This window comes from Streptomyces sulfonofaciens, from assembly GCF_014656295.1.
Classification (GTDB): Bacteria; Actinomycetota; Actinomycetes; order Streptomycetales; family Streptomycetaceae; genus Streptomyces; species Streptomyces sulfonofaciens.
In genome coordinates, this window is the sequence record NZ_BNCD01000012.1 from 1 (window position 1) to 24,268 (window position 24,268).

Genomic DNA, 24,268 nt, shown 5'->3' on the forward strand with positions numbered 1-24,268 from the left:
GCGTGTGCGGCGGCGCGGCCGCACACGCCACGCCCACCGCTCGACGGTGCCTTCGCGACCGTCCTGCGACCGTCCTGCGGGCGGCCCAGGCGGCCCAGGCGACTCGGGGGATCGGGCGGTCAGGGGATCGGCCGGTCGCGGGATCAGGGGATCAGGACGACCTTGCCCAGGTTGCTCCTGCTCTCGATCGCCTCGTGGGCCCTGGCGGCCTCCTCCAGGGCGAACCGTCCGTGCACGGCGGGCCGCAGGCTGCCCTCGAAGAACAGCCGCCACAGCTCCTCGCGCCACCGCGCGTACCGCTCGGGCTGCTCGCGTGCCGTCCGCGCGATCTGGAACCCCGTCACCGACTTGGCGCCCACCAGCAGGTCGTACGCACGGACGGTGCCGCCTCCCGAGCTGTACGCCACGAGACGGCCGCCGGGCGCGAGCGCGGCGAGCGCCGGTGCGAGCAGTTCACCGCCCACCGCGTCGAGGGCGTAGTCGGCGGGCCCGCCCCACGACTCGTCGGCGTAGGCCACCACCTCGTCGGCGCCGAGTCCGCGCAGGAAGGGGGCCTTGGCCGGGTCGGAGACCGCGGCGACGACCCGCGAGGCGCCGTGCGCCCTGGCGAGCTGGACGGCCAGGTGGCCCACCCCGCTCGCGGCCGCCGTGACGAGTGCGCTCTCGCCCGGCCGGGGACGCGCCGCGTCGAGCGCGCCGAGGGCCACGAGACCGCTGCGGACGAGGGCCACCGCGTCGACGGAGTCGGCGCCGGCCGGCACGGGGCTCGCCATGGCCGTGTGCAGGAGGGCCAGGTCGGCGTAGCCGTGCCCGAAGCACAGGCCGACGACGCGGTCTCCCACCCGGTGTGCGGTGACGCCCTCGCCCACCGCCGCCACCTCGCCCGCCACCTCGCCGCCGAGCGGGATCGGCTCGGCGGCCTCGCGCACCTTCCGTACGACCGGGAGCGTGACGCCGACGGCCTCGGTGCGCACCAGGAGTTCGCCCGGTCCAGGTTCGGGTGCCGGGGCGTCCTCGACGAGCAGCGGGCCGCCCGGCCCCGCACAACGGATACGGCGCATCCGTGACCTCCTGTACGAGTGCGGCGTCCGGGGTGCCCGGCAGCCCTGGGTATCGTTGGGAGTACCAACGATACCCAGGTAATCATGGGGAGCACCAATGATTTAGGGATAGGCTGCTCCCATGCCCGCCACACCGCCCGCGCCGCGCAGCATCCGCTCCCTGCCCAGTTGGCTGCTCGGGCGTGCCGCGGCGCGGGGGCGGGGACTGGTCGCGGAGGTACTGGCGCGCGAGGGTCTGAAGATGTGGCACCACGTGGTGCTGTCCGCCGTCGTCGACCTCGGGCCGGTGGCCCAGGCCGAGCTGGGCCGCAGCATCGCGCTCGACCCCAAGGACCTGGTCGGCGTCCTCAACGACCTCCAGGACGCCGGACTGGTCGAGCGCACCCCCGACCCCGCGGACCGCCGCAAGAACGCGGTCACCGCAACCGCCGACGGCCGCCGGGTCGCTCAGCGGTGCGCAGCGGCGGCCCGGGAGGCGAACGCACGACTGCTCGCGCCCCTGACCTCTCAGGAACGCGAGCAGTTCATGGAGATGCTGCACAGGATCTCGGGCGTACGCGACTGACCTGCGCCCGCCACCGGTGCGCCCGGGGTGCCGGACGCCCGCTCGTGCCGGACGCCCGCTCGTGCCGTCCGGCGACCCGCAGGGGCGGGCCGCCGTGCCCAGGGCGGTCCCCGCGGCGGACGGGGCCCGGCCGGCGCAGGGGGCGCTCCCCGCCGGCCGGGTCCCCGCCTCGTGTCCGCGGGGAGCGGGGGGTCAGCCCTGGGCGGCCGCGGCCCGCAGGGCGATCCGCTGCTCGCCCGCGTACACGTTCATGGATGACCCGCGAAGGAAGCCGACCAGGGTCAGGCCGCTCTCCTCGGCCAGGTCGACGGCGAGCGACGACGGGGCGGAGACGGCCGCGAGGACCGGGATGCCCGCCATCACGGCCTTCTGCGCGAGTTCGAAGGAGGCGCGTCCGGAGACGAGCAGGATCGTACGCGCAAGGGGCAGCCGGCCGCTCTGCAGGGCCCTGCCCACCAGCTTGTCGACGGCGTTGTGCCGCCCGACGTCCTCGCGGACGTCCAGCAGTTCGCCCTCGGGGGTGAACAGCGCCGCGGCGTGCAGACCTCCGGTCCTGTCGAAGACCCGCTGGGCGGCACGCAGCCGGTCGGGGAGGGCCGCAAGCAGGGACGGTTCGAGCCGCACCGGGGGCGCGCCACCGGCCGTGTCGTCGATCGGGAAGCGGGCGGTCGTCCGTACCGCGTCGAGACTGGCCTTGCCGCACAGGCCGCACGACGAGGTCGTGTAGACGTTCCGCTCCAGGGTGATGTCGGGAAGCCGGACGTCCGGGGCGGTCACCACGTCGACGATGTTGTACGTGTTGCCGCCGGTGCCGTGCTCCGCCTCGTCCGCGCCGGAGGCGTCCCCGTACGTCGCCCCGGCGCAGTAGAGGATGTTCTGCAGGTCGTCCGCCGAGGCGAGCACCCCCTCGCTCACCAGGAAGCCCGCCGCGAGCGCGAAGTCGTCGCCCGGGGTGCGCATGGTGATGGCGAGGGGTTTGCCGTTCAGCCGGATCTCCAGAGGCTCCTCGGCGACGAGGGTGTCCGGGCGCCTGGAGATCTGCCCGTCCCGCACGCGGATGACGCGGCGTCGCTCGGTGACACGTCCCATGGTGTGATCAGTCCCGGTTCTGTACGTGCTGATAGCCGAAGCGGCCCTTGATGCAGAGGTTGCCGTGGGTCACCGGGTTGTCGTGCGGCGAGGTGACCTTGACGATCTCATTGTCCTGCACGTGGAGCGTGAGATTGCAGCCCACACCGCAGTATGCGCACACCGTGGTCGTCCGCGTCTGCTGGGACTCGTCCCAGGTGCCCGCCGCCCGCATGTCGAACTCGCTCTTGAAGCTGAGCGCGCCGGTCGGGCACACCTCGATGCAGTTGCCGCAGTACACGCATGCCGAATCGGTGAGCGGTGCGTCGTGCTCCACCGCGATCCGCGCGTCGAAGCCGCGGCCCGCGACCGAGATGGCGAACGTGTTCTGCCACTGGTCGCCACAGGCGTCCACGCACTTGTAGCACAGGATGCACTTGTCATAGTCGCGCACGTACAGGTCGTTGTCGACCTTCGGCCCCTCGTTCAGACGTGCCGCGTCCGGGCCGAAGCGGTCCGGCTCGGCCCCGTACTCCTTGAGCCACTCGGCGGCCCCCGGGGTCGTCGACAGGTCGACGGAGGACGCGAGCAGCTCCAGGACGATCTTCCGGCTGTGCCGGGCACGCTCGGTGTCGGTGCGCACCGCCATACCGGCCTCGGCGCGCCGCGAGCAGGCCGGCACCAGGGTGCGGGAGCCCTCCACCTCGACCATGCACACCCGGCAGGCGTTCTTCGGGGTGAGCGTGTCGCCCTGGCACAGGGTCGGGACGTCCTTGCCCCGGGCCCGGCAGGCGTCCAGGATCGTCGACCCCTCCGGGACCCGCACCGGCTCATCGTCGATGGTGAACTCCAGCAGCCGGCGCGGCGGGGCGAGCGGCACCGCGGTGCCGCGGGCCCCCTGTGCAGTGCCGCGGACGGGGCTTTCAGCGGTGGTCATGCGTACGCTCCCAGACGGTCGATGGCTGACTCGACGGCGTTCCACGCGGTCTGGCCGAGACCGCAGATGGAGGCGTCCCGCATGGCGCGGCCCACCTCACGAAGCAGGGCGATGTCGTTCTCGGCCTCGGCGCCCGTGCGCTCAAGGAGACGGGTGAGGGCCTCCTCCTGACGGACCGTGCCCACCCGGCACGGCACGCACTGGCCGCACGACTCGTCGCGGAAGAACTCCGCGATCCTCAGCAGGATGCGCGGCAGCGGCACCGTGTCGTCCAGCACGAGCACCACACCCGAGCCCAGGGTCGTGCCGGCCTCGCGGGTGCCCTCGAAGGTCAGCGGGATGTCCAGCTCGTCGGGTCGTACGAAACCGCCCGCCGCACCGCCGAGCAGTACCGCGCGCAGCCCCTGCGGCGGCCCGGCGAGCTCAAGCAGCTCCCCGAGCGTGGCCCCGAAGGGCAGCTCGTAGATGCCGGGGCGCGCCACGGACCCGGAGACGCAGAACAGCTTGGGCCCCGTCGACTTCCCGGTCCCGATCGCCGCGTACGCCTCGGCGCCCATGGTCAGGATCGGCAGGACGTTGACGAGCGTCTCGACGTTGTTCTCCGCGGTCGGCTTGCCGAAGAGGCCCTTCTCGACGGGGAAGGGGGGCTTGGAGCGCGGCTCGCCGCGGTAGCCCTCGATCGAGTTGAACAGCGCGGTCTCCTCGCCGCAGATGTAGGCGCCGGCACCGCGGCGTATCTCGATGTCGAAGGCGTACCCCTGGCCCAGCACGTCGTCGCCGAGCAGACCGCGGGCGCGTGCCTGCCCGATCGCGTGCTCCAGACGGGCCAGCGCGCGCGGGTACTCGCCGCGCAGGTACAGGTAGCCGCGGTGCGCGCCGACCGCGTAGCCCGCGATCGTCATGGACTCGATCAGCGCGTACGGATCGCCCTCCATGATCACCCGGTCCTTGAAGGTGCCGGGCTCCGACTCGTCGGCGTTGCAGACCAGGTAGTGGGGGTGGTCCGGCTGTGCGGCGGTCGCCTGCCACTTGCGGCCGGTCGGGAAGGCCGCGCCGCCGCGGCCGACCAGACCGGAGTCGGTCACCTCGCGGATCACCCCGGCGGGCCCGATGTCGAAGGCCCGGCGCAGCGCAGCGTAGCCGCCCTCGGCGCGGTAGTCGTCGAGTGAGGCCGGGTCCACGACCCCGACCCTGCGCAGCAGCACCAGCTCGGGGTCCCTCCCGGTCTTCTCGCACCCGGGGGAGGGCATGCCGGCCTGCGGCACGGCGAGGACGGCCGGAGGCTCCTCGTCCGCCGCGTCGGGCGAGGTGGCCGCGAGCACGGCGGACTCGGTGGTGGCGGGCGCGGCGACCGCCGTGCGCACCGGATCACCGGCCCGTACGGCCAGCGCCGCGGGCGCCCGCTCGCACAACCCCAGGCAGGGACTGCGCTCGACGTGCACCCCGCTGCCCGGCCCGAGCCGCTGCTCGACGCCGGCGCACACCTCGGCGGCGCCGCGTGCCGCGCACGCCAGGTCGGTGCAGACGTGCAGTACGGTCGCGGGGCGCGGCCGCACCGAGAACATCGAGTAGAACGTGGCCACCCCGTACGCCTCCGCGGGCGGCACCGTCAGCCGCCGGCAGAGGTAGTCCAGGGCCCCGTCGCTGATCCACCCGATGCGGTCGTTGATCGCATGCAGCCCCGGCAACAGCAGGTCGCGCCGGTCCCGTGCCGGGCGTCCCCCGCGCGCCCAGCGCAGATCGTCCGCCGAGCGCTCGACCCACTCGCCGGCGGGCGCCTCCCAGGCCGACTCGGGCGGGCCGAGCAGCGCGTCCACCGCGGCCCGCTCCTCATCGGTCGGTTTGCTGTCACCGAAGTGCAGATCCATGGTCCTGCCTCACCTGCCCCTACCTGATTGCCGCGATGGGCAGCTTGTCGATACGGATGGCCGCAGCCTTGAACTCGGCCGTCCCCGCGATCGGGTCGTTGGCCTCGATCGTGAGCCGGTTGGTGTCCACCTCGTCGGGGAAGTGCATGGTCATGAAGGCCAGCCCCGGCCGCAGTCCGGGGTCGATCCACACCGGAGCCCTGACCGAGCCGCGCCGCGAGGTGACCTGGACCTCCTCGCCGAGCACCACTCCGTACCGCTCGGCGTCCTCCGGGCACAGCTCCACGTACTCGCCGCGGCGCAGCGGGGAGGCGAACGAGCCGCTCTGCACCCCGGTGTTGTACGAGTCGAGCCGGCGCCCGGTGGTCAGCCTGATCGGGAACTCCTCGTCGGTGAGGTCCACCGGCGGGTCGTGCTGCACCAGGCCGAAGGGCGCGAGCGGGCCGCGCCGCCCCGGATCCGGATCCCACAGCCTGCCGTGCAGGAACGAGGGCTCCAGCGCCTCCAGGTCCGGGCAGGGCCACTGGATGCCCTGGTGCTCCTCCAGGCGCTCGTACGTCATGCCGTAGTGCTGCGGCGAGACGGACCTGAGCTCGTTCCAGACGGCCTCGGAGTCCGCGTACTTCCAGTCGTGGCCGAGCCTGGCCGCGATGTCGCAGATGATGTCGATGTCCTCGCGGGCCTCACCTGGCGGGTTGACGGCCTTGCGGACCCGCTGCACCCGGCGCTCGCTGTTGGTGGTGGTGCCCTCGGTCTCGGCCCAGCCGGCCGTGGCGGGCAGCACCACGTGGGCCAGCTCCGCCGTCTTGGTCAGGAAGATGTCCTGCACCACCAGGAAGTCCAGCGCCGACAGCCGCCGCACGGCCTGGTCGCTGTCCGCCTCGGACTGTGCCGGGTTCTCGCCGATGCAGTAGACCGCCTTGAGGGCGGCCCCTCCCGGCCGCGGTTCCATCGCCTCGAACATCTCGGTGAGGTTCAGCCCGTAGTGCGGCTGGAGCGTGGTGCCCCAGGCCGTCTCGAAACGGTGCCGGGTCTCCGGGTCGAGGACGTCCTGGAAGCCGGGCAGCCGGTTGGGGATCGCGCCCATGTCGCCGCCGCCCTGCACGTTGTTCTGGCCGCGCAGCGGCTGGAGCCCCGAGCCGTACCGGCCGACGTGGCCGGTGAGCAGGGAGAGGTTGATCAGGGCCCGCACGTTGTCGGTGCCGTTGTGGTGCTCGGTGATGCCGAGGGTCCAGCAGAGCTGGGCGCGTTCGGCACGTGCGTAGGCGTGCGCGAGGTCCTTGATCGCCTCGGCGGGCACGCCCGTGACCTTCTCGGCCAGCGACAGCGTCCAGGGCTCCACCAGCTTCCTGTACTCCTCGAAGCCGCTGGTGGCCCGCTCGATGAACGCCGTGTTGGCCAGGCCCGCGTGGATGATCTCACGGCCGATCGCGTGCGCCATCGGGATGTCCGTGCCCACGTTCAGGCCCAGCCAGCTCTCCGCCCACTCCGCCGTCGAGGTGCGGCGCGGGTCCACCGAGTACAGCCGCGCCCCGTTCCTGACGCCCTTGAGGACGTGCTGGAAGAAGATCGGGTGGGCGAAGCGGGCGTTGGAGCCCCACATCACGATCAGGTCGGTGTGCTCGATCTCCTCGTAGGAGGAGGTGCCGCCGCCGGAGCCGAACGCCGCCGAGAGGCCGGCCACGCTCGGCGCGTGACAGGTGCGGTTGCAGGAGTCGACGTTGTGGGTGCCCATCACGACCCGGGCGAACTTCTGCGCCACGTAGTTCATCTCGTTGGTGGCGCGCGCGCACGCGAACATGCCGAACGCGCCCCGGTGGGCCGCGAGCCCCTCGGCCACCCGGGTCAGTGCCTCCTCCCAGGTGGCGCGGCGGAACGGCTCGTCGCGTGAGTCGCGTACGAGGGGGTGGGTGAGACGTAGGTAGTTGCGCGGGGAGCGTTCGCGCTTCCCCGCCCTGGTGCTCCGGCCCGTGGGGCCGTTGGTGCCGTTCATGCCGCGCTCCTCATGCGGTCTGCCAGCAGGTCCGAAATGGCGTGGACGGTACGGAGCGTCGGCACCGGGACCCCGGTGATCTCCGCCAGTTCCACGACGGCCGCGAGCAGCACGTCGAGTTCGAGCGGTTTGCCGCGCTCCAGGTCCTGGAGGGTGGAGGTGCGGTGGTCGCCGACGCGTTCCGCGCCGGCCAGCCGCCGCTCGACGGAGACACCGGGGCGGCAGCCGAGTGCCTCGGCCACCGCGAGCGTCTCGGTCATCATGATCTCGATGACACGGCGTGTGCCGCCGTGCAGGCACATCTGGCGCATCGTCGCGCGGGAGAGCGCGCTGATCGGGTTGAAGGAGATGTTGCCCAGCAGCTTGATCCAGATGTCGCTGCGCAACTCCGGCTCCACGGGGCACTTGAGGCCCCCCTCGCGCATCGCCTCGCTGAAGTCGGTGCAGCGCTGCGAGAGCGAGCGGTCCGGCTCCCCGATGGAGAACCGGGTGCCTTCCAGGTGCCGGACCACGCCGGGCCCCTTGAGTTCGGTGGCGGCGTAGACGACGCAGCCGATGGCGCGCTCCGGGGCGAGCACGGCACTGACCGCCCCCTCCGGGTCGACGCTCTCGATGCGCGTGCCGTCGTGGGGGCCGCCGTGCCGGTGGAAGTACCACCAGGGGATGCCGTTCTGAGCGGCGATCACGGCGGTGGAGTCGTGCAGAAGGGGCTCGATCAGCGGCCCGCACGCCGCGTACGAGTTGGCCTTCAGGCCCAGGAACACGTAGTCGACCGGGCCGATGTCGGCCGGGTCGTCGGTGGCATGGGCGCGCGCGGAGAAGTCACCGCGGGGGCTGAGCACCTGGACGCCGTGCTGCCTCATGGCCGCCAGATGCGGTCCACGGGCGACGAGGTGCACTTCGGCGCCTGCGCGGTGCAGCGCGGCGCCGACGTAGGCACCGATCGCACCGGCGCCGAGAACTGCGACTTTCACGTGGGGCGCTCCGTTCGGTTGAGGGGACCGAGGGGATGTGTCCCGACGAGGGAGATGAAGCCGGTCCGTGCCGGTCTTCCACTGTGTCGACGAAATATTGTCTACAGTATGGAACCAACCCCAGCAAGGGTTCGGACGTCGCGGGCCCGGGTCTTGACAGAGTCATTGCACTGGGTCGGCGGCCCTGGCCGCCCTCGTCTATTTCTGTGCGACGACTTCCCAAGCACCCGGCCGGTTCTTATCGTTCCTGATCATGAGCACCTCCTCCCGTCCCCCGTCCCACCCGCCCTCCGCGGCGGCCGTGGAGCCCGCACCCGCCCGGCCGGGGGGACCCCTGGCCCCCGAGGGCTGGAGCCGCTGGCTCGTGCCACCCGCCGCCCTCGCCGTCCATCTGTCGATCGGTCAGGCGTACGCCTGGAGCGTCTTCAAGCCCGCTCTGGAGTCCGCGCTCCACCTCAGCGGCACGCAGAGCGCGTTGCCCTTCCAGCTCGGCATCGTGATGCTGGGCCTCTCCGCCGCCTTCGGCGGCACCCTGGTCGAGCGCCGGGGCCCGCGCTGGGCCATGACCGTCGCCCTCGCCGCCTTCTCCACCGGCTTCCTGCTCTCCGCGCTCGGCGCCGCCACCAGCCAGTACTGGCTGATCGTGTTCGGATACGGCTTCGTGGGCGGGATCGGCCTCGGCATCGGCTACATATCCCCGGTCTCCACGCTGATCAAGTGGTTCCCCGACCGGCCCGGCATGGCCACCGGCATCGCCATCATGGGCTTCGGCGGCGGTGCCCTGATCGCCTCGCCGTGGTCCGCGCAGATGCTGGACTCGTTCGGCTCCGACCACTCGGGCATCGCACTCGCGTTCCTGGTGCACGGGCTCGCCTACGCCGTCTTCATGACGCTCGGTGTGCTCCTGGTCCGGGTGCCGAGGAGTGCCGCGACCGGCGCGGCGCAGGGCGGGCCCGCGGCCGCGACCGGCGTGCAGGTCTCGGCCGCCAGCGCGCTGCGCACCCCGCAGTTCTGGTGCCTGTGGGTCGTGCTCTGCATGAACGTGACCGCCGGGATCGGCATCCTGGAGAAGGCCGCCCCGATGATCACCGACTTCTTCGCGGACACCGGCACACCGGTCTCGGCCGCCGCGGCGGCCGGCTTCGTGGCCCTGCTCTCCGCGGCCAACATGACGGGGCGCCTCGTGTGGTCCACCGTCTCCGACCTCATCGGGCGCAAGAACATCTACCGCTTCTACCTGGGTGCGGGCGCGCTGATGTACCTGCTGATCGTGGAGTTCGGCGACTCGGCCAAGCCCCTGTTCGTGCTCTGCGCCGCGGTCATCCTCTCCTTCTACGGCGGTGGGTTCTCGACCCTGCCCGCCTACCTCAAGGACCTCTTCGGCACGTACCAGGTGGGCGCGATCCACGGGCGGCTGCTGACCGCGTGGTCCCTGGCCGGCGTGCTGGGGCCGCTGATCGTCAACCATGTGGCCGACAGCCAGGAGCACGCGGGCAAGCACGGCTCCGGGCTCTACGGCCTCTCGCTGGTGATCATGATCGGGCTGCTGGTCGTCGGGTTCGTCGCCAACGAGCTGATCCGGCCCGTCCACCCCCGCCACCACGTCTCCGCCCAGAGGAAGGCCACCGCAGATGCCGACCCAGCCGTCTGAGTCCGCGCCGACCCCGGCAGCTCCGGCGCCGGCGGGCGGCGGTTCGCCGCGCGACCGCCGGTGGCTGATCCTGCTCTCGTGGCTGTGGGTGGGCCTGCCGCTCGCCTACGGCGTCTACGAACTTGTCCAGAAAGCGGCTCAGCTCTTCACGGGCTGATCCACCCCTCGCCGGAGGGAATTACTCCGGTTGTGACCGATTCGACCGGCGGTATGAGCCCGTGCCGCCGGTCGATGGTGTGATGAGGCCAACTCTCGTTCGGCTGATCTCTTATCCCAAACAGGGGTAAAGAATCGGTAGACTGTAGACGATAGCCAATCCATCTGGCTTCTCCGTATGCCCAGGAGGGGGACCGCGATGTTGTCCACAGGACTGCCCCAGGGGGCGGTACCCAGGCTCGAACGCCCAGGTCCACTGCGTGAGAGGGTCTACGAGGCCCTGCTCGAACTCATCACCACCCGCTCCCTGCGACCCGGCCAGCACCTCGTCGAGAGCGAGCTGGCCGGACACCTCGGGGTCTCGCGCCAACCGGTGCGCGAGGCGCTGCAGCGGCTGAACACGGAGGGCTGGGTCGACCTGCGCCCCGCCCAGGGCGCGTTCGTCCACGAGCCCACCGAGGACGAGGCGGACCAGCTCCTGACGGTCCGCACGCTTCTGGAGGCCGAGGCCGCCCGGCTGGCCGCCGCGAACTCCGACTCGGCCGGCATCGCCGTGCTGGAGGACCTCTGCGCCCAGGGCGACCAGGCTGTCGCCGACGGCGACGTGGAGCTGGTGGTGGCCGTCAACGCGGCCTTCCACCACAAGGTCATGGAGCTGGCCGGCAATCCCGTCCTCACCGAGCTGGCCGGCCAGGTCGACCGCCGGGTCCGCTGGTACTACACGCCGGTCGCCCGGCAGCGCGGCAAGCAGTCCTGGATCGAGCACCGCCAGCTCATCGCGGCGATCACCGCCCGCGACGAGGCACGTGCCACGGAGGTGATGCGCATCCACACGGAGCACACCCGCCGTACCTACCACCAGCGCAACGCCGCTTCCTGATCCTTCCCCGCGCCGCTCCCGGCCCCGCGCGCCCCACCGGGTGCCGCACGCCGAGCCCCGGCCGAGCCCTTCCCCCGGCCGACCGCCGGATCTTCTCCATCCCGCCGCGTACCCCGTGCCGCTTCCTGGCCCGTGCGCAGCGCCCGTGCCCCAGCGCCCGGTAGGCGCCCACCCCGCGCACCGCGGCCCGGGCTTCCCGGCAGGGGCTGCACCGGTATCTCCCGCCCGTTCCGGGTGCTCCACGCACCGCCCCGTGGCCGCCGCGCACCCGCGGCGGCCACGGCTGCGGGGTGCGCCGCATTCCCGCGGGCGCCCTGCCCGCCGTGGAGCCCGCCGCCCGGCCGGGGCGGCCGGTCCGGCCGAGCCCGGCCGGCCGCGCAAAAAGCGCCCGCCGGGACTCTTACATCTGGCCATGTGCGAGCACTACGGTGCGCGAAGATCGTCGTGCACGGTCGCGTGCCGCCCGTCCGCGGCAGGACGGGAGCGGTGCGGTTCGGCCCCCGGCCGCGCCGGGGGCCCGTCCCGCACGTGATCCCGTCGACGGCGGCGGTAGCGGCCGGTCCGCCTCCGCTTTGTCCTGTGACTGGAGAAAGTCTGACTGAAATCACGCTCAAATTCTTCCCACTGTGGGCATGCGCTGCTACGTTCCCCTCAAAAGCCCGACCGAGAGAGCCCAATGAGGCGGGGAGGGGCACGTGAGACGCATGACGGCTCGGCCCGCTAACACGCACCAGGCGCGGTTGCTCAGGCTGCTGCGCGACTCCGGACCCAACTCCCGTGCCCAGCTCGGCGACCAGGTCGACCTGTCCCGTTCGAAGCTGGCCGTCGAGGTGGACCGGCTGCTGGAGACCGGGCTCGTCGTGGCCGACGGACTCGCCGCCTCGCGCGGTGGCCGCCGTTCGCACAACATCCGTCTCGCGCCCGCACTGCGCTTCCTCGGCGTCGACATCGGCGCCACCTCCGTCGACGTCGCGGTCACCAACGCGGAGCTTGAGGTACTGGGGCACATCACCCAGCCGATGGATGTGCGCGAGGGTCCCGTCGCGGTCTTCGAGCAGGTGCTGTCGATGACCGCCAAGCTGCGTGCCTCGGGGCTCGCCGAAGGCTTCGACGGCGCCGGCATCGGCGTGCCGGGGCCCGTCCGCTTCCCCGAGGGCGTGCCGGTCGCCCCGCCCATCATGCCCGGCTGGGACGGCTTTCCGGTGCGCGAGGCGCTGAGCCAGGAGCTCGGCTGCCCCGTCATGGTCGACAACGACGTGAACCTGATGGCGATGGGCGAGCAGCACGCCGGTGTGGCGCGCTCGGTCGCCGACTTCCTCTGCGTCAAGATCGGTACGGGCGTCGGCTGCGGCATCGTGGTCGGCGGCGAGGTGTACCGCGGGACCACCGGCAGCGCGGGCGACATCGGCCACATCCAGGTCGAGCCGGAGGGACGGCCCTGCGCCTGCGGCAACAGGGGCTGCCTGGAGGCCCACTTCAGCGGGGCCGCGCTGGCCAGGGACGCGGAGGAGGCCGCCCGGCAAGGACGGTCGGCCGAGCTCGCCGGCCGCCTCGCCGACACGGGGATCCTCACCTCCGTGGACGTGGCCGCCGCGGCCGCTGCCGGGGACGCCACCGCGCTCGACCTCATCCGGGCGGGCGGCAACCGCACCGGCCAGGTCATCGCGGGGCTCGTCAGCTTCTTCAACCCGGGCCTCGTGGTGATCGGCGGCGGTGTGACCGGCCTCGGCCACACCCTTCTCGCCGCCATCCGCACCCAGGTCTACCGTCAGTCGCTGCCGCTCGCGACCGGCAACCTCCCCATCGTGCTGGGCGAGTTGGGTCCCACCGCAGGTGTCATCGGTGCGGCCCGGCTGATCAGCGACCACCTGTTCTCGCCGGCCTGACCGGCCCGTGCACCACTGCGCACCACCCCGCAGCTCCGCCGGACCGCAGGACCCGTACCGGCGCCCGGCCCCGTACCACCGCGCGAGCACCACCACGGCACGAGCACCACCACCGCACCGCCCGCACCACGGCACGAGCCGCACCACGGCACGAGACGCACCACGGCACGAGCCGCACCACCACCGCACACCGCACCACCACTGGCACTTCCTGAACACCCGCGCACACCGCACCGGCACCACCACCGGCACTTCCTGCACACCGGCACACCTGAACCCGCGCCACCGAACGGCCCGACCGGCACCACCGCACACGCGCACCGTTCACGACCCGCACACCCGCACACCGTGCCGCGCACTGCGCACCACCCGCCTCACCAGCGCACCACACGACCCCGTGCACCCGCACCACCCCGCCCGTGCACCGTCCGTCACCCCTGTCCCAACTGGCCGTACCCGCCGAGGGGAACTCGATGGCACCAGACGCACCGCTGCTCAGCATGACCGGCATCACCAAGGCGTTCCCGGGCGTGAGGGCCCTCGACGGCGTGGACCTCGACGTCCTGCCGGGGGAGGTGCACTGCCTGCTCGGGCAGAACGGCGCCGGGAAGTCCACCCTCATCAAGGTGCTCGCGGGCGCCCACCAGCCCGACGGCGGGCGGATCAACTGGCGGGGCGAGGACGTCACCCTCCGGTCGCCGATCGCCGCCATGCGGCTCGGCATCGCGACCATCTACCAGGAACTCGACCTGGTCGAGGGCCTGTCGGTGGCCGAGAACGTCTTCCTCGGCCACGAGCCCACCAGCGCGGGATTCGTGGTGCGCACGCGCGAGGCCAGGGCCGCGGCGGCCGCACTCCTGCGCCGCCTCGGGCATCCCGAGATCGGCGCCGGGCGGCTGGTGGGCGAGCTGTCCGCCGCGCAGCAGCAGATCGTGTCGATGGCGCGCGCCCTCTCGCACGACGTCCGCCTGATCGTCATGGACGAGCCGTCCGCGGCGCTCGACCCCGACGAGGTGGACAACCTCTTCCGCATCGTCGCCGACCTCACCGCCGACGGTGTCGCCGTGGTCTACATCTCGCACCGCCTGGAGGAGATCCGGCGGATCGGCGACCGGGTCACCGTCCTCAAGGACGGCCGGGCCGTCGCCGGCGGCCTGCCCGCGAAGTCCACCCCGACCAGCGACGTCGTCGCACTGATGACCGGCCGTACGGTCGAGTACGTCTTCCCGGAGCGCCCGTCCGCGCACCGCAGCCGCCCGGTGGCCGGGGCGCCGCGGGGTGCTTCGGCCACCGCCCCCGTCCTGCGGGTCCGCGGCCTCGCCCGCGACGGCGAGTTCGCACCGCTCGACCTCGATCTGCACCCGGGTGAGATCGTCGGCCTCGCCGGCCTGGTCGGCTCCGGCCGCTCCGAGATCCTGGAGACCGTGTACGGGGCGCGCAGGCCCAGCGCCGGTCGGGTGGAGGTGGACGGGACGCCGCTGCGGCCCGGCAGCGTACGCGCCGCCGTCCGCGCCGGGCTAGGACTCGCTCCCGAGGAACGCAAGGCCCAGGCCCTGCTGATGCTGGAGTCCGTCACCCGCAACGTGTCGGTGTCCTCCATGTCCCGCTTCTCGCGCGGCGGCTGGCTCGACCGGCGTGCGGAACGCGCCGCCGCGCAGCGCGCCGTCCGCGAGCTGTCCCTGCGCCCCGACAACCCCGACGTGCCCATCCGGGCGCTCTCCGGCGGCAACCAGCAGAAGGCCGTACTGGCGCGCTGGCTGCTGCGCGGCTGCCGGGTGCTGCTGCTCGACGAGCCGACCCGCGGCGTCGACGTCGGCGCCCGGGCCGAGCTGTACGCCGTCATCCGCCGGCTCGCCGCGGACGGCCTCGCCGTGCTGCTGGTCTCCAGCGAGGTGCCCGAAGTGCTGGGCCTCGCCGACCGCGTGCTGGTGCTCCGCGAGGGCCGGGTGGTGCACGCGGCACCCGCCCGGGAACTGGACGAATCCCGCGTACTCGACCTCGTCATGGAAGGGAGCCCGACATCATGACGCAGCCTGCCTCGCCGGCCCAGCAGGGCGGGCCCGACACCTCGGAGCGCCCCGCCGCCCCCGAGAAGGCCGGGCCCGCACGGAAGACCGCGGGCGCCGGACTCCTCGGCACCCTGCGGGAGCGCACCGACGTGCGCATCCTCTCGCTGCTCGGGGTACTCGCCGTGCTCGTCCTGATCGGGGGCGTCACCAAGCCGGACGAGTTCCTCGACACCAGGAACCTGCAACTGGTCCTCACCCAGTCGTCCGTCATCGGCGTGGTCACCGTCGGGGTCACCTTCGTCATCATGAGCGGCGGCATCGACCTGTCGGTGGGCGCCATCGTCGCGCTCGCGTCGGTGTGGGCGACCACGGTGGCCAGCCAGGAGTACGGCTTCTGGGGGGTGCTGTGCACCGCGCTCCTGGTGGGCCTCGGTTGCGGCCTCGTCAACGGGGTGCTGGTCGCCTACGGCGGCATGGTGCCGTTCATCGCGACCCTCGCCATGCTCGCCTCCGCCCGCGGCCTGGCCCTGCAGATCACCGGCGGCCGGACGCAGGTCGTCAGCATCGACGGCATCCTGCGCCTCGGCGAGCACGACTCCTACCTCCTCGGCATCCCGCCCCTGGTACTGGTCTTCGCGGCCGTGACGGTGGTCGGCTGGCTGGTGCTCAACCGCACCACCTTCGGCCGGCGCACCGTGGCCGTCGGCGGCAACGCGGAGGCGGCCAGGCTCGCCGGCATCGACATCCGGCGCCAGCGCCTGTACCTCTACCTGCTGTCCGGACTGTGCTGCGGCATCGCCGCCTTCCTGCTGATCGTCCTGTCCGGCTCGGGCCAGAACACCAACGGCAACCTCTACGAACTCGACGCCATCGCCGCCGCCATCATCGGCGGCACCCTGCTCAGCGGTGGCCGGGGCACCATCACCGGCTCCGTGCTGGGTGTGCTGATCTTCACCACGATCACCAACATCTTCGCCCTGAACAACCTCCAGACGGACGTCCAGCAGATCGCCAAGGGCGCGATCATCGTCGCCGCCGTCCTGGTCCAGCGCCGCACCTCCACCACGCCCTGAGACGTACGCCGCCCACACGCCCTGAGACGGGAAGGGTCCACCGCCATGCCAGAGATCACGAGCCGCAGAGGGCTGCTCTTCGGTACCGCAGCCGTGTCCGCGGGTGCGCTGCTCACCGCCTGCACCAGCAACGAGCCGTCAAAGGAGAAGTCCGACGAGACCCGGCCCGCCGCCGACGACAAGCCCGGCAAGCACGTCACCATAGGCTTCGCGGGACCGCAGGCCGACCACGGATGGCTGAACGCCATCAACGAGAACGCCAAGGACCGCGCCAGGACCTACTCGGACGTCACCATGGAGGTCACCGAGGGCTCCAACGACACCGCGGCGCAGATCGGGCAGATCGAGACGCTGATCAACAAGAAGGTCGACGTGATCGTCGTGCTGCCGGCCGACGGCAAGGCGCTCACCCAGGTGGGACTCAAGGCCATGCGCGCGGGGATCCCGGTGGTCAACCTCGACCGGGTCTTCAACACCCCGCAGGCCTACCGCTGCTGGGTCGGCGGGGACAACTACGGCATGGGCTTCAATGCCGGGCAGTACATCGGCGAGCAGCTCAAGGGCAGGAAGAACGCCCGTGTCGTGGAGCTGGCCGGCATCGACAACCTGGAGCTGACCCGGCAGCGCACGCAGGGCTTCGACGACGCCCTGAAGAACTACCCGAACATCAGGAAGGTCGCCCGGCAGTCCGCCGACTTCACCGTGGAGTCCGGCCAGAGCAAGATGGCGCAACTTCTCCAGGCCCAGTCGCACTTCGACGCGCTGTGGAACCACGACGACGACCAGGGCGTCGGCGCGCTGCGCGCCATCGACCAGGCCGGCCGCGACGAGTTCCTGATGGTGGGCGGCGCGGGCTCGCTCGCCGCCATGCAGCAGATCAAGCAGGGCAAGGGCGTGCTCCGGGCCACCGTCCTGTACCCGCCGACGATGGCTGCCTCGGCGATCGACCTGGCCCGCGCGCTCGGCCAGGGCAAGGGCATCGGCGGTCTGGCGGAGACCGAGATCCCGACCTCCATCACGCTCTACTCCGCCGTGGTGGACAAGCACAACGTCGACCAGTACATGCCCACCGGGTTCAAGTGATGCCCGCCCCCGCCCGCACAGCCGACGGGGATACCGTCACCGGCAGGAACGACGCGGCCTGCCGCGGAAGCGCCCGATTACCAGGCTGATCGGGGCGGATCCGACGGCAGCGCCGAGGGTGCCGACGCAGCAGCGAGGCCGCGGAGGCCGAGAGAAGGAGGAATTCCGTATGGGACAGCCGCAGGAGCCCGAGAGCGCGGCCGATCAGGACAGGCCCGCCCTGGGGGTGGGCATGGTCGGCTACGCGTTCATGGGCGCCGCCCACTCCCAGGGCTGGCGCACGGTCGGCCGGGTGTTCGAACTGCCGATGAGGCCGGTGCTCGCGGCCGTCTGCGGCCGGGACGGCGCGGCCGTGCGCGGCGCGGCCGACCGGCTCGGCTGGGCGGCCGCGGAGACCGACTGGCGTGCCCTGATCGCCCGCGACGACGTCGATCTGGTCGACATCTGCACTCCGGGCGACAGCCATGCGGAGATCGCCCTCGCCGCGCTGGAGGCGGGCAAGCACGTGCTGTGCGAGAAGCCGCTCGCCAACACGGTCGCCGAGGCCGAGGCGATGACGGCGGCGGCGGAGCGGGCCAGGAGCCGGGGCCGGATCGCCATGACCGGCTTCAACTACCGGCGGCTGCCGGCCACCGCCCAGGCCCGGCGGATGATCGCCGAGGGGCGGCTCGGCACCCTGCGGCACGTCCGCGTGGCGTACCTCCAGGACTGGCTCGTCGACCCCGACTTCCCGCTCACCTGGCGGCTGAACAGGGACAAGGCGGGCTCGGGGGCACTCGGCGACCTCGGTGCGCACATCGTCGACCTCGCGCAGTACCTCGCCGGTGAGGAACTGGCCGGGGTCTCCGCGCTCACCGAGACCTTCGTACGGGAGCGCCCCGTGCTTGACGGCGCGTCCGCGGGGCTCAGCGGCTCGGGCAGCGGCGAGCGCGGGCCGGTGACGGTCGACGACGCGGCGGTGTTCACGGGCCGGTTCGCCTCCGGGGCGCTGGCCTCCTTCGAGGCCACCCGGTTCGCGACGGGCCGCAAGAACGCCCTGCGGATCGAGCTGAACGGCTCGCTGGGCTCGCTCGCCTTCGACCTGGAGCGGCTGAACGAGCTGTCCTTCCACGACCACACGGAACCGGCGGCCACGGCCGGTTTCCGGCGCATCCTGGTCACCGAGCCCGACCACCCCTACCTGGAGGGCTGGTGGCCGCCCGGGCACGGCCTCGGCTACGAGCACAGCTTCGTCCACCAGGCACGCGACCTGGTGCGGGCCATCGCCTCCGACACCCCTGCCGAGCCCTCCTTCGCCACCGGGCTCCAGGTGCAGCGGGTACTGGCGGCGGTGGAGGAGAGCGCCGCGAAGAACGCCGTCTACACGCCGGTGCCACGGGCCTAGCACCGGCCGCCCCGGACCGCGCGGCGCCGCACCCCGCACACCCGCCGCCCTTCCGTCCGCGACAGCTCAGCCCGTACACGGAAGAACCAACAAGCCCGGCACACTTGGAGATCCGGTCATGCCACGTTCCTTCACCCTGTTCACCGGCCAGTGGGCCGACCTGCCCCTCGAAGAAGTCTGCCGGCTCGCCCGGGACTTCGGCTACGACGGCCTGGAACTCGCCTGCTGGGGCGACCACTTCGAGGTCGACAAGGCCCTCGCCGACCCTTCCTACCTCGCCTCGCGCCACGAACTGCTCGACAAGTACGGCCTGAAGTGCTGGGCCGTCTCCAACCACCTCGTCGGCCAGGCGGTCTGCGACCACCCCATCGACGAGCGCCACAAGGGCATCCTGCCGGCCCGTATCTGGGGCGACGGGGAGCCGGAGGGCGTGCGGCAGCGCGCGGCCGCCGAGATCAAGGACACCGCACGCGCCGCGGCCGCGTTCGGCGTGGACACCGTCATCGGCTTCACCGGCTCCTCGATCTGGCACCTGGTGGCGATGTTCCCGCCCGTCCCGGACGGCATGATCGACCGCGGCTACGAGGACTTCGCCACCCGCTGGAACCCGATCCTGGACGTCTTCGACGCCGAGGGCGTGCGCTTCGCGCACGAGGTGCACCCCAGTGAGATCGCCTACGACTACTGGACGACCCACCGCGCCCTGGAGGCCGTCGACCACCGGGCCGCGTTCGGGTTGAACTTCGACCCGAGCCACTTCGTGTGGCAGGACCTGGATCCGGTCGGTTTCCTGTGGGACTTCCGCGACCGGATCTACCACGTCGACTGCAAGGAGGCTCGCAAGCGCCTCGACGGCCGCAACGGCCGCCTCGGCTCGCACCTGCCGTGGGGCGACCCGCGGCGCGGCTGGGACTTCGTCTCCGGCGGGCACGGGGACGTGCCGTGGGAGGACGTCTTCCGGATGCTGCGTTCCATCGGCTACCAGGGACCCATCTCCGTGGAGTGGGAGGACGCGGGCATGGACCGGTTGCAGGGCGCTCCGGAGGCCCTCGCCCGGATGAAGGCGTTCGACTTCGAGCCGTCCAGCGCCTCCTTCGACGCGGCCTTCGGGGGCGGCGACTAGGGCCGGGGCGCAAGGAGGACCCGCAGGGCCCGGCGGCAGGTCAGGTGCCGCCGGGCCGATCCGTGCTGCCCGAGCACTGCTTTGTCCATTGGCTGGAAAAAGTCGAAGTTAACTGCTGCACAAGGGCTTTCCGGCCACGACAAAGCCCGCTACGGTCCTCTGATATGTACAGGACAAGCGCGCCGAGCTGACGCCATATCCCGCAGTCCCGCACACGCCTCGTACGACGAGCCCTCCCGGAGGGATCCGTGCACAGGAAACGTCTGAGACCGCGCAAGGCACTCGTGCCTGTGAACGGCGTACGGCTCGCGGGCGGCCCGCTCGCGAGCGCGGCCCCGGGCGCGGCGGGCCCCGCCGCCGCCGGCCTGATCGACGCCGCCGACGCCCCGGACCTGACCGCCGGGGCCGCCCCCTCCCCGCGGGCACCGGGCACCGGGGCCCGTGACAGGACGCTCCACCCGCCGGGCGAGTGGCACGGCCACGGGACCCGCGTCAGCGGCGAGCACCCGAAGCCCCTTTGCGACGGAGCCGGGACCCCCGCCCCCACGGACGCGGACCCGGCACGCAACCCCACCGGCCAGCGCCCGGGCCCCCGCGACCACGGCGCCGACGAGCAGGTGTCCTTCCGCACGGTCCGGCCGGAGGAACCGCCCGCGGAGGGCGCCTAGGACGGCGGCGGGCGGGAGACGCCGGACTCCCGCCCGCCGTCCCCCCTCCCCGGCGGGCCCCGCGGCCCTCCACCGCCGCGCCCGGCCCGCTCACGGGGGTCGGAACCCGTCTTCCGGCACCGGTTCGCGTACGACAAGGAGGCTGCCCATGTCCGCCGAACCCCGCCCCACCACGTCCCCGACCACGTCCGGCGCCGCGCGGGACGCGCGCCCGGCACCCGGCCCGGGCCCGGCTCCCGCACCCGTCGCCACCACCGCCGAGGACCGTGCCACCCGGGTCGGCGTCTGGCTGATCGGGGCCCGCGGGTCCGTCGCCACCACCGCCGTCACCGGCTGTGCCGCCGTGGCCGCCGGGCTGCACCCGCCGACCGGGATGCTCACCGAGGCCCCGCCCTTCGCGTCCTGCGCCCTGCCCGCCCTGTCGTCCCTCGTCTTCGGCGGCCACGACACCGTCGACTGCCCGCTGCCCAAGCGGGCCGAGGCGCTCGCCGCCGGCGGCGTGCTGCCGCACGGGCTGCCCACCGCGCTGGCCGCGGACCTCGCCGCCGCCGACCGCGAGATCACCGCAGGCGGCCCACTGCCCGGTGACATCAGAACCGAGGACCAGCTCATCGAGGCTTTCGCCGCGGACATGACCGCCTTCGTGCGCCGCAACGACCTGGCCCGCGCGGTCGTGGTGAACGTCTCCTCCACCGAGCCCGCCCCGGCCGGCTCCGCGCTGCCGCCCAGTTCCCTCTACGCGGCGGCCGCCCTGCGGGCCGGCTGCCCCTACGTCAACTTCACCCCGTCCACCGGCCTGCACCACCCGCGGCTGCGGGAGGCCGCCTCGGCCTGCGGACTGCCGTACGCGGGCCGGGACGGCAAGACCGGGCAGACCCTGCTGCGGTCGGTCCTCGGGCCGATGTTCGCCCAGCGTGCGCTGACGGTCCGCGCCTGGTCCGGCACCAACCTGCTGGGGGGCGGCGACGGCGCGTCCCTCGCCGACCCCGCGGCGGCCGCGGCGAAGAACGCCGGCAAGGAACGCGTCCTCGCCGACACCCTCGGCACCGTGCCCGAGGGCGAGGTGCACATCGACGACGTACCGGCGCTCGGCGACTGGAAGACGGCCTGGGACCACATCGCCTTCGACGGCTTCCTCGGTTCCCGCATGGTGCTCCAGACCACCTGGCAGGGCTGCGACTCGGCGCTCGCCGCACCCCTGGTGCTCGACCTGGCCAGGTTGGTGGCCCGCGCCCACGAGGCGGGCCTCACCGGGCCGCGGCCCGAGCTCGGCTTCTACTTCAAGGACCCGGACGACGGCGCGTCCTCGGCGCTGCCCCGGCAGTACGACGCGCTGCTGGCCTTCGCCCGGCGGCTGGAGCCGACCCGATGAGCCCTCGCACGCCCCGCCGCGCCACCGTGGTCGCTGCGGCCATCGCCGCGCTGGCCGGCGGGGCGGTGGCCGGACGGGGCCGGGGCACCGCCCGCGCCGGCGCGGCGGGCCACCGACCCGGCCGCTCGGGGACGGCGGGTGACCGCCGGGCCGCCGCCGCGGGCTCCCGTCCGGCGGCCGGGTCGGACCACGCCCCCGGGCGATCCGGGCGAGCGGCCCCGGCCGGGAGCCCGCGCCCGGGGCGCGCCGCGACCGGCCGCCCCCAGGTCCCGGGCGGTACCGGCCGCGGAACGCTGCGCGCCTGGGCCGAACTGCTGCGGCTGCCCGCCCTCTTCACCGTGCCCGGCGACGCACTCGCGGGCGCGGCCGCGACCGGCGCGCGGGCCGGCCGGCGCACCCTCCTGGCCATCGGCTCCTCCGTCTGCCTCTACGAGGCGGGCATGGCGCTCAACGACTGGGCCGACCGCGCCGAGGACGCCGTCGACCGCCCGCACCGGCCCCTGCCGTCCGGCCGTGTCCGGCCGGCGGCCGCGCTCGCCGCCTCTGGCGCGCTCACCGCGGCCGGCCTCGCCCTGGCCGCGGCCGCAGGCCGGCCCGCGCTGACCGTCGCCACCGGCCTCGCGGCCACCGTCTGGGCGTACGACCTCGGCCTGAAGCACACACCGGCGGGTCCCGCGGCCATGGCCGCGGCCCGTGCGCTCGACCTGCTGCTCGGTGCGGCGGCCACCGGGGGCGGGATCGGTCCCGCGCTGCCGTCGGCGACGATGCTGGGCAGCCACACCTTCGCGGTCACCGCCGTATCGCGCCATGAGGCACAGGGCGGTGCGGCGGGTGCCCCGTCGGCCGCGCTGGCCGCGACCGGTGTGCTGGCCCGGGCGGTCGTCGGTGGGCGCCTCGCCGTACGGCGCGACCCCGCGCACCCGGCACCGGCCGCTCCCTCCGCGCTCCCGGCAGGCCGGCGGGCAGCAGCCGCCCCCGGCCTGCCGGGCCCCGGGGCCGGGGCGCTCCGAGGTGCCGGGAGCACCACGCGGGGCCGGGCCGCGAGCACCACGGGCTCCTCCAGTGCGGCGGACGGCGGGGGCCGCGCCCCGTGTGCCGCGCCGGGCACCCGCCGCCGGGGCGCTCGGAGGCCCGCAGGAGCGTCCGGAGCGGCGCCGGGCCCGTCCGGTGCGGCGGGTCCGTCCCGGGCCGCGGTGGGCGCACCGCCCGGTCCGGCCCCGGGCCGCGCCGCCCCCGTCCTCGTGGGCCTGCGCGTCCGGAGCCCGTCCGACGTGCTGTGCGCCCTGCTGTGCGCGAGCTACGGGGCCACCACCGCGGGCCCCCTGCTGCACGCCGCGCTCAATCCCTCGCCGGAGCTGACCCAGCGCGCCGTCGGCGCCGGCATCCGGGCCACCATCCCGCTCCAGGCCGCGCTCATCGCGCGTGCCGGCAACAGCCGCACGGCCCTGCTGACCGCCGCCCTCGCCCCGGCCGCCCGGGCGTTCGCACGGAAGGTGAGCGTGACATGACCGAACCAGGCACCGCGCTGCGGCCCGCCACGGCAGCCGGGGCCCCCGGCGATCCCCGGGCGCTCCGCTTCGGCTACGGCACCAACGGCCTGACGGACCTCCGTCTCGACGACGCCCTGGGCCTGCTCGCCGACCTCGGCTACCGCGGCGTCGGGCTCACCCTCGACCATATGCACCTCGATCCGCTGGCCCCCGACCTCGCCGAGCGCACCCGGCGGGTGGCCCGCAGGCTCGACCAGCTCGGACTCGGCGTCACCGTCGAGACGGGCGCCCGCTATGTGCTCGACGCCCGCCGCAAGCACGGCCCGTCCCTGCTCGACCCCGACCCCGAAGGACGCGCCGCGCGCATCCGCCTCTTGATCCGGGCCCTCCAGGTGGGCGCCGAACTCGGCGCCTGCGCGGTGCACTGCTTCAGCGGCACCGCCCCGGCGGGCACGGACGGCACCACCGCGTTAAGACGCCTCGCCGAGGGCTTCGGGCCGGTGCTCGACGCGGCCGCCGCCGCGGGTGTCCCGCTCGCCGTGGAACCCGAGCCCGGCCACCTCCTGGCCACGCTCGCCGACTTCCACCGGCTGCGCGCCGAACTCGGCGACCCCGAGCTGCTCGGCCTCACCCTGGACATCGGCCACTGCCAGTGCCTGGAGCCGGAGCCGCCCGAGGTGTGCGTACGAGCCGCGGCGCCCTGGCTGCGGCACGTCCAGATCGAGGACATGCGCCGCGGCGTCCACGAGCACCTCCCGTTCGGGGACGGGGACATCGACTTCCCGCCCGTGCTGTCCGCCCTGGCGGCCACCGGCTACCGGGGGCTGACCGTCGTCGAACTGCCCCGCCACTCGCACGCCGGGCCCGCCCTCGCCCAGCAGTCCCTGCGGTTCCTGCGCTCCGCGGCCACCGCTGCGGCCCGCGCCGAGGCCCCCGCCCACCGGCTCCCCACCCCGGAAGGAGGCACACCGTGACCGGTTCGGATCGCCGCACCGCCGGCACACCGGACCCGCACCGGGCGCCCGCC

General features: G+C 73.4%; 20 protein-coding genes. 14 read left to right on the forward strand and 6 right to left on the reverse strand.

The window, feature by feature from the left end; translation table 11 throughout:
- Positions 1 to 143: 143 nt before the first annotated feature.
- Positions 144 to 1,061 (reverse strand): quinone oxidoreductase family protein, encoded by a 918-nt coding sequence (locus IE313_RS19800; protein ID WP_189934061.1) that lies wholly within the window; start codon positions 1,059 to 1,061, stop codon positions 144 to 146.
- 121 nt (positions 1,062 to 1,182) lie between these two features.
- Here IE313_RS19800 and IE313_RS19805 point away from each other — a divergent pair, with 121 nt between their 5' ends.
- Positions 1,183 to 1,626 carry a MarR family winged helix-turn-helix transcriptional regulator gene (locus tag IE313_RS19805; RefSeq protein WP_189934063.1) on the forward strand — a complete coding sequence of 148 codons (444 nt, stop codon included), beginning with the start codon at positions 1,183 to 1,185 and terminating at the stop codon, positions 1,624 to 1,626.
- Between the two features lie 192 nt (positions 1,627 to 1,818).
- Here IE313_RS19805 and fdhD read toward each other — a convergent pair whose 3' ends face one another.
- The 5 genes from fdhD to IE313_RS19830 are packed head-to-tail and all read right to left on the reverse strand — an operon-like array spanning position 1,819 to position 8,466.
- Complete coding sequence (fdhD, locus tag IE313_RS19810) at positions 1,819 to 2,715, reverse strand: formate dehydrogenase accessory sulfurtransferase FdhD (RefSeq protein ID WP_189934065.1); 897 nt, start codon at positions 2,713 to 2,715, stop codon at positions 1,819 to 1,821.
- A gap of 7 nt (positions 2,716 to 2,722) precedes the next feature.
- Positions 2,723 to 3,631, reverse strand: coding sequence for a 2Fe-2S iron-sulfur cluster-binding protein (locus tag IE313_RS19815; protein WP_229924794.1), 909 nt, complete (start codon positions 3,629 to 3,631; stop codon positions 2,723 to 2,725).
- Positions 3,628 to 5,499 carry an NAD(P)H-dependent oxidoreductase subunit E gene (locus IE313_RS19820; RefSeq protein WP_189934067.1) on the reverse strand — a complete coding sequence of 624 codons (1,872 nt, stop codon included), beginning with the start codon at positions 5,497 to 5,499 and terminating at the stop codon, positions 3,628 to 3,630. Before IE313_RS19820 ends, IE313_RS19815 begins: the two co-directional genes overlap by 4 nt.
- Before the next feature lie 19 nt (positions 5,500 to 5,518).
- Positions 5,519 to 7,492: a molybdopterin oxidoreductase family protein gene (locus IE313_RS19825; protein WP_189934069.1), complete on the reverse strand. Its 1,974-nt coding sequence runs from the start codon at positions 7,490 to 7,492 to the stop codon at positions 5,519 to 5,521.
- Positions 7,489 to 8,466 carry a 2-dehydropantoate 2-reductase gene (locus IE313_RS19830; protein WP_189934071.1) on the reverse strand — a complete coding sequence of 326 codons (978 nt, stop codon included), beginning with the start codon at positions 8,464 to 8,466 and terminating at the stop codon, positions 7,489 to 7,491. Before IE313_RS19830 ends, IE313_RS19825 begins: the two co-directional genes overlap by 4 nt.
- A gap of 253 nt (positions 8,467 to 8,719) precedes the next feature.
- Between IE313_RS19830 and IE313_RS19835 the strand changes: the two genes are divergently transcribed.
- The 13 genes from IE313_RS19835 to IE313_RS19895 all read left to right on the forward strand — a co-directional run bounded on the left by IE313_RS19835 (position 8,720) and on the right by IE313_RS19895 (position 24,215).
- Positions 8,720 to 10,117, forward strand: coding sequence for an OFA family MFS transporter (locus tag IE313_RS19835; protein ID WP_189934073.1), 1,398 nt, complete (start codon positions 8,720 to 8,722; stop codon positions 10,115 to 10,117).
- Positions 10,098 to 10,274 carry an MFS transporter small subunit gene (locus IE313_RS19840; protein ID WP_189934503.1) on the forward strand — a complete coding sequence of 59 codons (177 nt, stop codon included), beginning with the start codon at positions 10,098 to 10,100 and terminating at the stop codon, positions 10,272 to 10,274. The genes IE313_RS19835 and IE313_RS19840 overlap by 20 nt, the downstream gene beginning before the upstream one ends.
- Positions 10,275 to 10,472: 198 nt before the next feature.
- On the forward strand, positions 10,473 to 11,153 hold the full coding sequence (locus IE313_RS19845; protein ID WP_189934075.1) for a GntR family transcriptional regulator: 681 nt from the start codon (positions 10,473 to 10,475) through the stop codon (positions 11,151 to 11,153).
- 704 nt (positions 11,154 to 11,857) lie between these two features.
- On the forward strand, positions 11,858 to 13,039 hold the full coding sequence (locus tag IE313_RS19850; protein WP_189934453.1) for an ROK family transcriptional regulator: 1,182 nt from the start codon (positions 11,858 to 11,860) through the stop codon (positions 13,037 to 13,039).
- Between the two features lie 473 nt (positions 13,040 to 13,512).
- The gene (locus IE313_RS19855) at positions 13,513 to 15,066 is read left to right on the forward strand and encodes a sugar ABC transporter ATP-binding protein (RefSeq protein ID WP_189934077.1); all 1,554 of its coding nucleotides are present in this window, start codon (positions 13,513 to 13,515) and stop codon (positions 15,064 to 15,066) included.
- Entirely contained in the window at positions 15,063 to 16,121 is a 1,059-nt protein-coding gene (locus IE313_RS19860; RefSeq protein ID WP_189934079.1) for an ABC transporter permease, read from the forward strand. The genes IE313_RS19855 and IE313_RS19860 overlap by 4 nt, the downstream gene beginning before the upstream one ends.
- 45 nt (positions 16,122 to 16,166) lie before the next feature.
- Positions 16,167 to 17,204: a substrate-binding domain-containing protein gene (locus IE313_RS19865; protein ID WP_189934081.1), complete on the forward strand. Its 1,038-nt coding sequence runs from the start codon at positions 16,167 to 16,169 to the stop codon at positions 17,202 to 17,204.
- A 169-nt stretch (positions 17,205 to 17,373) separates the two neighbouring features.
- Positions 17,374 to 18,588, forward strand: a complete 1,215-nt coding sequence (locus IE313_RS19870; RefSeq protein ID WP_189934083.1) for a Gfo/Idh/MocA family protein — start codon at positions 17,374 to 17,376, stop codon at positions 18,586 to 18,588.
- Positions 18,589 to 18,706: 118 nt separating this feature from the next.
- Positions 18,707 to 19,711, forward strand: a complete 1,005-nt coding sequence (locus IE313_RS19875) for a sugar phosphate isomerase/epimerase family protein (RefSeq protein ID WP_189934085.1) — start codon at positions 18,707 to 18,709, stop codon at positions 19,709 to 19,711.
- A gap of 290 nt (positions 19,712 to 20,001) precedes the next feature.
- Positions 20,002 to 20,379, forward strand: coding sequence for a hypothetical protein (locus IE313_RS19880; RefSeq protein WP_189934087.1), 378 nt, complete (start codon positions 20,002 to 20,004; stop codon positions 20,377 to 20,379).
- A gap of 148 nt (positions 20,380 to 20,527) precedes the next feature.
- Entirely contained in the window at positions 20,528 to 21,751 is a 1,224-nt protein-coding gene (locus IE313_RS19885) for an inositol-3-phosphate synthase (protein WP_189934089.1), read from the forward strand.
- Positions 21,748 to 23,259: an SCO3242 family prenyltransferase gene (locus IE313_RS19890; protein ID WP_189934091.1), complete on the forward strand. Its 1,512-nt coding sequence runs from the start codon at positions 21,748 to 21,750 to the stop codon at positions 23,257 to 23,259. Before IE313_RS19885 ends, IE313_RS19890 begins: the two co-directional genes overlap by 4 nt.
- Positions 23,256 to 24,215 carry a sugar phosphate isomerase/epimerase family protein gene (locus tag IE313_RS19895; RefSeq protein ID WP_189934093.1) on the forward strand — a complete coding sequence of 320 codons (960 nt, stop codon included), beginning with the start codon at positions 23,256 to 23,258 and terminating at the stop codon, positions 24,213 to 24,215. Before IE313_RS19890 ends, IE313_RS19895 begins: the two co-directional genes overlap by 4 nt.
- Positions 24,216 to 24,268 lie beyond the last annotated feature (53 nt).

Bases quoted from the DNA above. Each gene is read 5' to 3' on its own strand.
- IE313_RS19895 (WP_189934093.1), top strand. From the start codon at position 23,256: ATGACCGAACCAGGCACCGCGCTGCGGCCCGCCACGGCAGCCGGGGCC.
- IE313_RS19850 (WP_189934453.1), top strand. From the start codon at position 11,858: ATGACGGCTCGGCCCGCTAACACGCACCAGGCGCGGTTGCTCAGGCTG.
- IE313_RS19825 (WP_189934069.1), bottom strand. From the start codon at position 7,492: ATGAACGGCACCAACGGCCCCACGGGCCGGAGCACCAGGGCGGGGAAG.
- IE313_RS19840 (WP_189934503.1), top strand. From the start codon at position 10,098: ATGCCGACCCAGCCGTCTGAGTCCGCGCCGACCCCGGCAGCTCCGGCG.
- IE313_RS19815 (WP_229924794.1), bottom strand. From the start codon at position 3,631: ATGACCACCGCTGAAAGCCCCGTCCGCGGCACTGCACAGGGGGCCCGC.
- IE313_RS19885 (WP_189934089.1), top strand. From the start codon at position 20,528: ATGTCCGCCGAACCCCGCCCCACCACGTCCCCGACCACGTCCGGCGCC.
- IE313_RS19855 (WP_189934077.1), top strand. From the start codon at position 13,513: ATGGCACCAGACGCACCGCTGCTCAGCATGACCGGCATCACCAAGGCG.
- IE313_RS19870 (WP_189934083.1), top strand. From the start codon at position 17,374: ATGGGACAGCCGCAGGAGCCCGAGAGCGCGGCCGATCAGGACAGGCCC.
- IE313_RS19820 (WP_189934067.1), bottom strand. From the start codon at position 5,499: ATGGATCTGCACTTCGGTGACAGCAAACCGACCGATGAGGAGCGGGCC.
- IE313_RS19865 (WP_189934081.1), top strand. From the start codon at position 16,167: ATGCCAGAGATCACGAGCCGCAGAGGGCTGCTCTTCGGTACCGCAGCC.
- IE313_RS19805 (WP_189934063.1), top strand. From the start codon at position 1,183: ATGCCCGCCACACCGCCCGCGCCGCGCAGCATCCGCTCCCTGCCCAGT.
- IE313_RS19845 (WP_189934075.1), top strand. From the start codon at position 10,473: ATGTTGTCCACAGGACTGCCCCAGGGGGCGGTACCCAGGCTCGAACGC.
- fdhD (WP_189934065.1), bottom strand. From the start codon at position 2,715: ATGGGACGTGTCACCGAGCGACGCCGCGTCATCCGCGTGCGGGACGGG.
- IE313_RS19835 (WP_189934073.1), top strand. From the start codon at position 8,720: ATGAGCACCTCCTCCCGTCCCCCGTCCCACCCGCCCTCCGCGGCGGCC.
- IE313_RS19860 (WP_189934079.1), top strand. From the start codon at position 15,063: ATGACGCAGCCTGCCTCGCCGGCCCAGCAGGGCGGGCCCGACACCTCG.
- IE313_RS19800 (WP_189934061.1), bottom strand. From the start codon at position 1,061: ATGCGCCGTATCCGTTGTGCGGGGCCGGGCGGCCCGCTGCTCGTCGAG.
- IE313_RS19875 (WP_189934085.1), top strand. From the start codon at position 18,707: ATGCCACGTTCCTTCACCCTGTTCACCGGCCAGTGGGCCGACCTGCCC.
- IE313_RS19890 (WP_189934091.1), top strand. From the start codon at position 21,748: ATGAGCCCTCGCACGCCCCGCCGCGCCACCGTGGTCGCTGCGGCCATC.